We start from the raw sequence: 12,364 nt of genomic DNA, 5'->3' as shown, positions 1-12,364 counted from the left end.
CTATTGGGTTCTTTTTTTATTTCATTAGAGTAAAATAATATTATAGGAAACGAGGTTTGTAAAATGATAAAAAACAACAAAGTGGCAATTTTTATTCATCCAGGCTTTGAAGAAATTGAGGCAATTACAATAATTGATATTTTACGTAGGGCTGAAATTGAAATTGATTTAATTGCTTTAAGTGACAGTTTGAAGGTAATGGGGTCTCATCAAATCGAGATTAATACTGATTATAGCTGCCATAATTTTATAGATAATGATTATCAAGGAATTATCATTCCTGGGGGACCAGGAGTTAATGGGTTATTTGAAAATGACTTCTTGATATCGACAATAAAGAAATTTAATGAAACTCAAAAAATGGTTGCGGCAATTTGCGCAGCACCACAATTATTGGGAAAAGCTGGAATTACAGTAAACAAAAAAATTACAGGATATCCTGGATGCAATAGATTTTTAGATGAAGCAATTTTAAACAATAAGCCTTACTCAATTGATGAAAATATTATAACTGGGCAATCTGCAGGGACGGCTATAAAGTTTGCATTGACAATAGTCGGGTATCTAAAAGACCAAACAATAAGTGAAAAAGTGGCAAAAGCGCTGGTAATCAACTAATTTTTCTAATTCTTTAAGGGTGAGAAAATTAGACACATAAAGCAAACAGGGTATCAAGAATGTGGCATTGCATGTTTAGCTATGCTTATTAATTTTTTTCATAATACAACTATTGATATTGATCAAATAAAATACGAACAAAATTTAGACTCGAAGAGTTTGAATTTTTTTGATTTAGTGGTCATTGCCAAAGCCTATTTTTTAAATGGAGAGGCTTTTGAAAAAGTAACTGATTTTGAGTTATTAAAAAAGCAGAAACCTTTTTTGGCTCAAACTGTTGATAAACAAGGAATTTTGCATTTTATTATTGTCAGTCAAATTACTGATAATAAAATAATTATTAATGACCCAAGCAAATCTCGTCAATCGATGTTGTCGTGAAAAGAGTTTCAAAGCATTTTTGCAGGTAATATAATTATTTTTACGGCTAATAGAAAACTTTACAAAGCAGAACGTGGCTTTTGAAAAGCATTTAATTTTAAAGGATACAAATTATACATAATAAATTATTCAATAATAACTTTTGTTACAACAATAATTTTTATTGGCGAAGCACAGTTTATTAAAAAATATGGCCAAGATCTTGTTTATTCCCAACCTAATATTTATTTGTATATTTATTTTTTTACATTATTTGTTTTAAACTTATTATTTAAAGAACTCAATGCATTGGTCGTAGAAAAATTGCGAAAAAAACAGCATATTTTTATGCTCAAAAAATTTTTCTATTTTTGTACCAATTATAGTCATCAGATTGACTACTATAAAATTTTTGAAGAAAGCAAATTTATTATCGATTTTATGATTAATATAATTATTCCCATAATTCCGAATACAATCTCCAATGTTATATGTTCATTCGTAATAGCCAAACTTAATTTTGGTGTTGCGGGGTTAATTTTTGTTCATAACTTTATCATAATAGGAATCAGCTTACTCGTCACTACTCCAATTCAAGCGCCATCAGCTAATATTGAAGTTATAAAATATATAACTAGTAAAGAGATTTATCAAAATTCTGGAAAAGAAAAAGTCATGATTGATCAGATTTTACTAAAATTAAAAAACAATAATCATCATTTTCAAATCGACTGATTTAAAAATTTTGAGCTAGTATTGGATAAGATTTTAGTACTTTTGATTTACTGAGTTTTGTGGTTTGATTTAAAAAAACAGGCAATTATTTTTGAAAATTTAATAATCATTTTGGTGCTTAATAGTTTAAGCCAAACTCACTTAAAGCTGGTGCTAAGTTTTCTCAAACATCGCAAAAAATATTTTAGTTATGTTTTCAAACTTAACAAACTTTTTATTGATACGAAGACAAACAATAGTTGTCCGAATATTCATACTATCAAGTTAGTTGAAATTGCTCAGCCACCAATCATCTTATTAAAAGGAATTAATATTCTCAAAAAGGAAAGAAATTTTTTGAAAGTTGTTAATAAGTCAGTAAAAAATTCTCTTATTGAAGTATTCATTAATAATTTGGAAGTTTCTAACTTTACTACTTTAAGTATTCGAGCCCAAATTTATTATGGCAATAGTTATAATCTAGACATTTGATATGGAACTCTACTAAGTAATTTAGTAGATAATAATTTTTCAATTAATGCAAACAAAATTTTAAGTACCGATGCCTTCTTAGAATTCTCTAATAAATATGGTGTGAAAATTCAGAGTTTAATTATTCCTGAAGGATTAAGCGAATTTCAAAAAGAGCTTATTGTTTTATGTCGTGTCTTATTTACATCCAAAAGTGTTTATATCATTGATCAAAATTTTTATTTGATAAGACGTGAGGATGTTTTAAAAATTATAGAGTTGGCAGCTGAGATTAATTCTAATTTGCTAATTGTTTTTAACGATTTATACTAACTCAATATCGGTAGGGTATAATTATAAAAACGGGGATAAATAATGATCGAAATAAATTTTATAAATGAAACATCAAGCGATATGAAAAAATGAGAAAAATTTGCCAAAAATATTTTTACTAATGCACATAAGGTTTTAAACTTGAAAGAAAAAATTGAATTGTCAGTGACATTTGTAAATTCTCAACGAGCACAAGAAATCAACCAACAATATCGTGGTAAAAATTATATTGCTGATGTTACCTCTTTTCCAGTTGAATTGAGCAGTCAAGAAGTTATTGCTTTAGGTGTGAGAGAAGTTGGAGATATATTTTTATGTTTAGAAGAGGCTCAACGTAAAACTATTAAATACGATCATACAATTGAACAAGAGATGGGATTTTTATTTGCACATGGATTTTTGCATTTGTTGGGTTATGATCATGAAACTAGTTTAGAAGATGAAACAAGAATGTTTAAACTTCAAGATGATATTTTATTAGAGAGTCAAATTAACTATGAAATAAAATTTGTAGATGAAGATTACATAGGAGAATAAAATAATGAAACAAGAATTTAAATCAGGATTTGTAACAATTGTTGGAAGACCAAATGTTGGTAAGTCAACTTTATTAAATAAAATTATTGGAGCAAAAGTTTCAATTGTTACAAATAAAGCTCAGACTACAAGAAATAATATTCGAGGAATTTTAACAAAGAAGGATGAATATCAAGTTGTCTTTGTCGATACTCCTGGAATTCATACTTCAAAAAAAGAATTGGATCGAATTATGAATGCTTCGGCGTTAAGAAGCATGAAAGATGTTGACTTAGCCTTATTCTTGGTACCAGCTGATGAAGTTATTGGTAAAAATGATCTGTTTATTTTGAAAGAATTGGAGAAAAGCGAGGTAAGCAAAGTGCTAGTAATCACGAAAGCTGATTTAGTTCCAAAAGATAAGCTATTTGCTAAAGTTTTGGAATGAAAGGAATTGTCAGATAAGTTTTTAGATACAATTGTCACTTCAACAATTGATAATATTAATATTGATAAATTGGTTAGTTTAATTGTTAAAAATTTACCTGAAAACGATTATCAATTTTATGATGATGATATTGTAACTGATCAGCCAAATCGTTTTGCAATTAGAGAAATAATTCGTGAAAATATTTTAATGAAAGCTGGTCAGGAAATTCCTCACAGCGTGGCGATAATGATTGATGAACTTGAAGAAAGCGAAGATGATATAGAGATAACAGCATCCATAATTGTTGAGCGAAAATCACAGAAGGGTATTATTATCGGAAAACAAGGGTCAAAAATTTCTGATATCAAATATAAATCAAAAAAACAAATTAAGGAATTATTTGAAAAGAATGTTCATTTAGAGTTATTTGTTAAGGTACAAGAAAACTGACGTAATTCTCCAAGTTTAATTAAAAAAATGGGATATGATAAAAATAAATATTAGTTATGGCAGAGACTATTTTAAAAGGTATCGTAATTAGTTCATTTGACTATGAAGAGTTTGATAAAATTGTTACAATTTATTCTGACAAATATGGTAAACTAAGCTTTGTCGCTAAGGGAATCAATAAACCTGAAAGCAAAAATCGCTATTCTGTTCAAAATTTTTCAGTTTCAAATTTTCAAATTTTCAAATCTCGTAGAGCTAATTCATTGTCAAAACTCAAAACTGGAGATTTAATTCAAAATAACTTTAACATAACAAAGAACTATGACAATTATTTATTTGCAAGTGTGATTATTTCTATAATTTTAGAAAGCAATGATTTTAACAACAAAAATTTTCAGATTTTTGTGAGTCTAGAAAAGGCGCTTAACAATATTAATGAAAATAATGATCCTTTTTCTACTATGGTTTTTTTTCTATTTTATCTATTGAAACCTTTGGGTGGTAAATTTTCATTAAATAAATGTTATCGATGTAACAAACCAAATAAACTTTATCGCTTGTTTGATTTTAAGGAGTGTGGATTTGTTTGCCCAAACTGCATTAAATTGAATGAGCAACCGCAGTCAGTTAAGTTTATTAATTTTTTAAAAATAATTTACTCTGAAACTTTTTCTACAGTCTTTAATCATCAATTTGAAACAGCTTATGTTTTAATTTTATGCAAAGTATTATTGGAACATTATTCACATAATTTGGGAATTTACACCAATGCAATGAAAATTCTAAATTCTAAAAAAATATTTGAAGAAGAGACCTTTAGTAACTACACTTATAGTGTCTTGACAACGACAGAATATTTGGGATAATTATTGATAGAAAAGAAATTTTATAGGTCAGCGATATGCTGACTTTTGTTATTAAAAATGGGGGCAATTTATGGTTAAAAATATGGAAGAAATGATTAATCATTTGAAAACGCAAGGATTTGTTTTTCAAGGATCAGAAATTTATGGAGGTTTAGCAAACAGTTGAGACTATGGACCGTTGGGAGCTGAAATTAAGACCAAGCTTAAAGCTGAATGATGAAACTACTTTGTTAAAAAGAATCCAATGAATATTGGATTAGATAGCTCAATTATTTTAAATTCCAAAGTTTGGAAAGCATCGGGTCATATTGACGGATTTAATGATCCATTAATAGATTGCAAAAAATGTGGTTCTCGTTGGCGAGCTGATAAATTGATTGAAGAGTTTGATGAAACTGTTATATCAGGAGCAATGACAAATTTAGAGATGGAAGATTATATTAAAGAGCACCAAATTAAATGTTCAAAGTGTGGAGAAACAAATTTCACTAATATCCGTAAATTTGCGTTAATGTTTAAAACAAATCAAGGAGTACTAGAAGATGAATCGTCAGCAGTTTTTTTAAGACCAGAAACAGCTCAAGGCATTTTTATTAATTTTAAAAATTCTCAAAGATCACTGCGTAAAAAATTGCCATTTGGAATAGGGCAAATTGGAAAGTCATTTAGAAATGAAATCACGCCTGGAAATTTTATTTTTAGAACTCGTGAATTTGAACAAATGGAGCTAGAATTTTTTTATAACCCAAATGATGGTGAAAACTGATTTGAATATTGAATGGAGAAAGTTGAAACTTTTCTAACTGAGAAAATTCAAATTGATAAAAAAAACTATCGCATTCGCAAACATGAAAATGATGAACTGGCTCACTATTCAAATCAAACAAGTGACATTGAATTTAAGTTTCCATTTGGATGAGGTGAGTTATGAGGAATAGCTGATCGTGGCAATTTTGATTTGAACGCTCATCAGAGCAGTTCGGGTCAAGATTTGACATATTTAGATCCATTATCAAATCAAAAAATTTTGGCAAATGTAATTGAACCATCTGTTGGGGTTGAACGTATGATGTTAGCAATTATGTGACAGGCATACACTGTAGAGCAATTAGAAGCAAATAACTCTAGAGTTGTTATGAAACTTCCATATTCATTAGTTCCATATCAAGTAGCTATTATGCCGCTCCAGAAACAACTAATTGAACCAGCTAAGCAACTATTTGAAAAATTATTAGTGAATTTTGATGCAACATATGACGAGACTGGCAATGTGGGTAAACGTTATCGTCGACAAGATGCAATAGGGACACCTTTTGTAATAACTTATGATTTTGATTCTTTAGATGATAATAAGGTTACACTTAGAAATCGTGATTCAATGCTGCAAGAGCGAATTGAAATTTCGCAAATTGAAGAATATTTGAAACAAAAATTAAAACAAAAAAATTAGACTCTAAAAAAGTGAGGGGGATGGTAATATGGCGATTATTTCTGAAAAAAAAATTGCTGAAATAGTTGAGAAAGCTGACATTGTTACCATAATCTCATCTTATTTGACTCTTCAAAAAAAGGGGAGAAATTATTGAGGAGTATGTCCTTTTCATCAAGATGGAAATCCATCAATGTCTGTGTCTCCAGAAAAAAAAATATTCAGTTGTTTTTCTTGTCATGTTGGAGGAACAGTTATTGAATTTGTCAAAAAGTTCGAAAAAATTAACTTTCCATCTGCATTAAAAAAAGTAGCTGAGATTACCGGAATTGAAATCAATGAGTTAAAAAATTATGCAATCAAGGAAAAATATTCAGATGATGAAAAGATGATTTTTAAATTAAATGAAGAGGCTAACAATTTTTATAGAACTTTAATGTTTTCTCAATTAGGAAAAACTGCTCATGAATACTTGTCAAGTCGAAATATTCTAAATGATCAGATTTCTAGCTTCGAAATTGGTTATTCATCACGCCAAGCAAGTTTATGCGAAAGGCTATTGGAAAAAGGATACTCCAAACAGCAAATTAGTGATGCTGGATTAGGGACAGTTTATGATTTGGAAATTAAGGATTATTTTGTTAATAGAATTATTTTTCCCATTAAAAATGAAGATAATTATATTATTGGATTTTCAGCAAGAGCTTTAAATGATGAGAAACCAAAATATATAAACAGTCGTGAGAATTTGATTTTTAAAAAATCACAATTAGCGTATAATATTCAAAATGTTTTAAGAATGCATATGGAAAATAATCAGGTGATTGTTTTAGAAGGATTCATGGATGTGATAAGTCTTGAATCTATTGGCATTAAAAATGCAATTGCAATTATGGGAACTGCATTAAGCGAATATCATATAAAGTTATTTAAAAGTAATAAAATGGAAGTTAAGCTATTCTTGGATGGAGATTTAGCAGGAATTAATGCCACAATCAAAGCAGCAAAAGCATTAATGAGAGCAAACATAAAAACAACAATTGTTGATAACAATACAAATCAAGACCCGGATGAATTAATTCAGGATGGTCAAAAAGATTTTGTTATTTCAAGAATTGAAGATTCAACTCATCCTGCTATTTTTTTGGTAAAAAAAATGTGGGAAAATGTGGACAATAATAATCCTGATTCCATATCTCAGTATTTGACCAAAATTGGAGATTTTATTGATGGCATTAAAGATCCGGTGATTATTGATAAAACGATATTGTTATTAATGAAATTAACGAAGTTGACCCAATCTACAATCATACAAATGCTCAGAATTCAATCAACTGTATCTTCAAATAAAGTAAACGGAAACTCGAAAAAGATTTTTGTTGACAAACAAGAAAATACAATCAAAAATAGCAAACCACTTGCAAGAGAAGTTGACCCAATTATTAAAAAGGCTTATGAAATTGCTGAGCAAAAAGTCTTTGTTTCGTTGTTAAAATCTAGTCAGTATTTAGATAAGATTGCACAGAATATAGAATTGATAATTAATAATAATATTCGCAGTGCAATGAGAGGAATTATCTCAGAATATCGTTGTGGTAATTATCATGGTGGTAATCCCGAGCAAGCCTTAAAACTAATTGAAGATAGAATAGTTGACTATCGAAACCAAATTGAATTAATATTAGCCAACAAAATTATTATGCTTGATGCTTCAGAAAAAGAAATTGATGATGCTTTCATAATGTTGAATCAGTATCAATCATATTTGGCAGTTCATCGAGCAGAGATTGAACTAAAAAATGCAACCAGTTCTGAAGAAAAAATGTTAATTATGCAACGTTTGGATATTTTAAGAAAAATGGCAAACAAAATGAAGAGGTAAAAAATGAAAAAGTTTAATGATAAAAAAAGTATCAAAAATATTAAAAGTGTGGACGAGTTTAGAGAATATGTTAGTCATTATTTAAAAGAGAATGAAAATGAAATTTCTACAGAAGAAGTTCAGGAGGGATTCACATCAATTTTTCCAAATGCAGATGACAATGTTTATGAAAATTTGTTAAATGATTTGGAAAAACTGGGAGCAAAATTTACGGACTTGGATGTTGATTTGGTATCTCTTGCAGAAGAATTTGATGAAGTTGAGATTGATGATGATTTTGCTGATGAAATGGCAATTGCTAAAAAGTCTGCTGCAAAGGGTAGAAAAGAAGCAAAAGATACAACACAAATGAAATATCGTGTTGGTGGAATTTCAAATGAAACAAAAATTCAGGATATTATCAAGACATACTTCCATAAAATTGGATCAGGAAAAATTTTGACAAAAGATGAGGAAATTGAATACGCCAAAATGTTAACCTCTCCAGATCCTGAAGAAGTTCAGGAAGGACGTCACAAATTAATTGAATCAAACTTGAAATTGGTTATTTCTGTTGCTAGAAAACATTTAAATCGTGGTTTGGATTTTCCAGATTTAATTGAAGAAGGAAATATTGGATTAATGAAAGCTGTGGACAAGTTTGACTATACAAAAGGTTTTAAATTTTCAACTTACGCAACTTGATGAATTCGTCAAGCTATTACTCGTGCAATTGCCGATCAGGCAAGAACAATTCGTATTCCAGTTCATATGGTTGAAACAATTAACAAATTAGCAAGAGTTGAACGTCAGCTAACTCAGGAATTAGGTAGAGAGCCATCAGCTGAAGAAATTGCTGATAAAGTTGGAACAGGTTTAACTCCTGCTAAGGTTATTGAAATTAAAAAATTGTCCGTAGAACCCGTTTCATTAGAAAAACCATTTGGAGATGAAGATGATACTCATTTCGGAGATTTTGTTGAAGATAAGGATATGATTTCTCCAAATGATTTTGCTGAAAAAGAAGTTTTGAGAGAAGAAATAGACAAAGTATTTTCTGAAATGCCAGCAAGAGAAGAAAAAGTTATTCGCATGAGATATGGAATTATTCCTACAAAGTTAAGAACAATCTTAAGATTAGCTTCTGAATGTGGTGATGATACTGCTGAGGAATTGAAAAATGCTATTAAGGAGCTAGATTTGCATTTTGATACGCCAATTGAAAAAGTAAGGGTTTATGAAAATGAAGTTATTAAATCACATTTAACCAAATATGACTCACCAAAAACTTTAGAAGAGGTTGGAAAAGAGTTAAATGTAACACGTGAACGTATTCGCCAAATTGAAGCAAAAACAATTCGAAAATTAAAAACTCCATCAAATTCTAATAAGTTAGGTAAAACATTAAAAGAATTTTACAAAGGATAAAATGATTTTAACCTTAAGATTGGATAAAGTTTTAAAATTAATTCCTAAAACGAAAATGGTTGCTGACATTGGGACAGATCACGCTTATTTGCCAATATCAATTATTGATACTCAAAAAGCGGAAATTGTTTATGCAGTTGATGTTAATGAAAAGCCCCTGCTAAGCGCTCAAAAAAACATCAAAAAGTTTGGCTATCAAAACCAAATTTTTACAATTTTAAGTAATGGTTTAGAATTTATGAATGGAGATGTCAAAACTGAAATTGATTACGTAACAATATCTGGATTAGGCACACAAACAATTTTGAATATTCTAAAAGACGATAATAATAAAATAAAGAATTATATTATTTGCTCCAATACAAATATTACTGCACTAAGAAAATGAGTGGTTGATAATCAATATCGAATTGATTTTGAAGATTTTTTTGAAGACTACAATGTCAATTATTGGTTAGTTAAAATTGCCAAAATTTCAAATAGTAATACTATAAGTCAGCAAGAAATTAAATTTGGCGAAAAAAAATACTTTGCAGACAATCAATTCTACAAAAAATATTTATTATCAGAGATTGATAAGATTGATAAAATTATTGAAAATATTGAAAGCACTAAAAACAATTTTCAAAAGGTAGAGGATTTAAAACGACAGCAACAAGATATCGAGGTTTTTCTTAATGAAATTAAATAAAATAATCAAATACTTAGAAAAAAAGTTTCCTTCTAAACTTGCCGGAAAATGAGATCGACCAGGTTTTCAAATTTATACTAAAAAGCAAATCTTATTGGATAGGGATATTAATAAATTATTTATATGTCTTGATTTAACAATTCAGGGAGTTGAAAAAGCAATTAAAAATAATGTCGATTTGATTATTACGAGACACCCTTTTGTTTTTAATGAGTTGAAAGAAGAGCAAAGTAATCCAGCTAAAATGCTTATGTTTAAAAAACTAAAAAGTGCAGATATTTTGATTTATTCAATTCATTCAAACTATGATGCTTCAATTAATCAGGGAATACAAAAGCAATTAGATAAAGAGTTTCAAATTAAAAAAATTGATCGAGTAGGAATGGAAAAAGAGTGTCTCAAAATTATTCTTAAAAAAGAAATAAGCCACCTAGAATTAATAAATAAAATACAAAAACTTTTTAGTTGTCAAGCAATTGATTATTCAAAAAAATTAAACTTAGAATCTCACACTAAAGAATATTACTTAACAACAGGTTCAGGTGGAAGTTCAATGATATCGCAAGCTTTTACTAATAAAACTTTTGTCACAGGTGAGATTAAATGAAATGAATGAGTATATGCTAACGATAATAATGTAAACTTAATTGGAATAGGCCACTATATGGAAAATTACTTTGTAGATGATATCTATGAAAAACTAGCCGCCTTAGATCAAACGCTTGAAATAATAAAGTTTGATACTACGAATTTGTTTAAACAAATATAGAAAAGGAATTAAACATGGAATTTTCAAGCTTTGGATTTAAAAAATTTATTAATGACACCTTACAAGAAATTAATTTTGTTACTCCCACATCAGTTCAAGAAAAGGTTATTCCATTAATTAAAAAACATCGTAATATTGTTGCCTTAGCTCACACTGGAACTGGAAAAACGCATAGTTTTTTGCTACCGATTATTAATAATTTGAATATAAATGTGGCTTTTGATAAAAGACATGTTCAAGCATTAATAATTGCACCAACCAGAGAATTGGCAAAACAAATTTATGATAATATCAAGCCTTTTCAAAAAAATGAGCCTAAAATTACTACAGGTTTGTTTATTGGGGGAGAAGATATTAACAAGACAATTGAGCAATTGGGAAAAACTCAACCAATGATTGTTGTTGGAACGCCAACAAGAATTAGAGAATTATATGAGGGAAACCATTTGCGCATTACAACAGCTGATTATATTGTTGTGGATGAATGCGATATGATTTTTGATTTAGGTTTTATTGAAGATGTCGATTTTATGATTTCAAAAGCAAAACAAAACGCAGTAATATCATTATTTTCCGCAACAATTCATGAAACTTTAAGGCCATTTGTCAAAAAATATCTTAATGATTCAATATTTGTTGATGATTCAGAATCAACACCATCAAACAAAAATATTCAGCATATTATAATTGATACTAAAAATCGTGAGCTTGAAGAGGTATTAACGAAGGTCACTTCCTCAATCAACCCTTACTTGTGTCTGATTTTTGTAAACCAAAAAGAAGATGTGTCTAAAATTATTAAAATTTTACGTAATGCTGGAATTAATTCATTAGGTGAATTACATGGTGATTTACAGCCAAGAACTCGCATGAATATGTTAAAGAAAATAAAAAGTAACGAGTTTAAATTTGTCGTTGCAACTGATGTTGCAGCTCGAGGCGTTGATATTACTGGAGTTAGTCATGTAATATCAATTGATTTACCTCGAGATTTAAGTTACTATATTCATCGTTCAGGAAGAACAGGACGTTCAAAGATGACTGGAATTAGCTATGTATTGTTTAATGCTAAGAATCAAGAAAAAATTGAGGAATTGAAAGATAAAGGGATTGAATTTGAAGTTCAGAAACTTTTAGACGGCGAGCTTGTAAACATTAAAAAAGCTCGTCAAAGAACGCCTAAAAAAAATCAACAAAATTTAGATGTCGAATCTCAAAAAGTAATTTCAAAATATAAAAAACAAATTGTTAAGCCAGGATATAAGCAAAAACGTAAGCGTGAGTTAGAAGAAATTAAAAAGAAACGTCGTCGTGCGCATATTAAAGAAAATATATCAAAAATTAAAAAAGAAAAATACAAAAAAAGACGTGAAGAATTATTTGGAGATTAGCAATTGCTTTTCTCTTTTTTTATTGTATTATTATTGT

General features: G+C 28.9%; 11 protein-coding genes. All 11 read left to right on the top strand.

The genetic code is table 4. The annotated features are described in order from the left end of the window. Positions 1–63: 63 nt before the first annotated feature. The 11 genes from CXP39_RS02295 to CXP39_RS02245 all read left to right on the top strand — a co-directional run bounded on the left by CXP39_RS02295 (position 64) and on the right by CXP39_RS02245 (position 12,327). Positions 64–618, top strand: a complete 555-nt coding sequence (locus CXP39_RS02295) for a DJ-1 family glyoxalase III (RefSeq protein ID WP_027048030.1) — start codon at positions 64–66, stop codon at positions 616–618. An 81-nt stretch (positions 619–699) separates the two neighbouring features. Then, entirely contained in the window at positions 700–2,496 is a 1,797-nt protein-coding gene (locus CXP39_RS02290; RefSeq protein ID WP_027048031.1) for a cysteine peptidase family C39 domain-containing protein, read from the top strand. Positions 2,497–2,538: 42 nt separating this feature from the next. Then, entirely contained in the window at positions 2,539–3,033 is a 495-nt protein-coding gene (gene ybeY, locus CXP39_RS02285; protein WP_027048032.1) for an rRNA maturation RNase YbeY, read from the top strand. A gap of 4 nt (positions 3,034–3,037) precedes the next feature. Then, a complete protein-coding gene (gene era / locus CXP39_RS02280; RefSeq protein WP_027048033.1) occupies positions 3,038–3,946 on the top strand; it encodes a GTPase Era in 909 nt (302 codons plus the stop codon). Between the two features lie 2 nt (positions 3,947–3,948). Next, positions 3,949–4,758, top strand: a complete 810-nt coding sequence (gene recO, locus CXP39_RS02275) for a DNA repair protein RecO (RefSeq protein ID WP_051591847.1) — start codon at positions 3,949–3,951, stop codon at positions 4,756–4,758. Between the two features lie 70 nt (positions 4,759–4,828). Then, on the top strand, positions 4,829–6,208 hold the full coding sequence (locus CXP39_RS02270) for a glycine--tRNA ligase (RefSeq protein WP_027048034.1): 1,380 nt from the start codon (positions 4,829–4,831) through the stop codon (positions 6,206–6,208). 28 nt (positions 6,209–6,236) lie between these two features. After that, positions 6,237–8,069, top strand: a complete 1,833-nt coding sequence (gene dnaG, locus CXP39_RS02265; RefSeq protein WP_027048035.1) for a DNA primase — start codon at positions 6,237–6,239, stop codon at positions 8,067–8,069. Positions 8,070–8,072: 3 nt separating this feature from the next. Beyond that, positions 8,073–9,476 carry a sigma-70 family RNA polymerase sigma factor gene (locus CXP39_RS02260; RefSeq protein ID WP_027048036.1) on the top strand — a complete coding sequence of 468 codons (1,404 nt, stop codon included), beginning with the start codon at positions 8,073–8,075 and terminating at the stop codon, positions 9,474–9,476. Between the two features lies 1 nt (position 9,477). Then, entirely contained in the window at positions 9,478–10,167 is a 690-nt protein-coding gene (locus CXP39_RS02255) for a tRNA (adenine(22)-N(1))-methyltransferase (RefSeq protein ID WP_051591848.1), read from the top strand. After that, on the top strand, positions 10,154–10,936 hold the full coding sequence (locus CXP39_RS02250; protein WP_027048038.1) for a Nif3-like dinuclear metal center hexameric protein: 783 nt from the start codon (positions 10,154–10,156) through the stop codon (positions 10,934–10,936). The genes CXP39_RS02255 and CXP39_RS02250 overlap by 14 nt, the downstream gene beginning before the upstream one ends. Before the next feature lie 14 nt (positions 10,937–10,950). Beyond that, positions 10,951–12,327, top strand: a complete 1,377-nt coding sequence (locus CXP39_RS02245) for a DEAD/DEAH box helicase (protein WP_027048039.1) — start codon at positions 10,951–10,953, stop codon at positions 12,325–12,327. Positions 12,328–12,364 lie beyond the last annotated feature (37 nt).

The sequence above is a fragment of the Mesoplasma syrphidae genome, assembly GCF_002843565.1.
In the GTDB taxonomy this organism is placed as follows: domain Bacteria; phylum Bacillota_I; class Bacilli_A; order Mycoplasmatales; family Mycoplasmataceae; genus Tullyiplasma; species Tullyiplasma syrphidae.
Note: the sequence above shows the minus strand (reverse complement) of the source record. Positions and strands in the feature narration are given on the sequence as shown.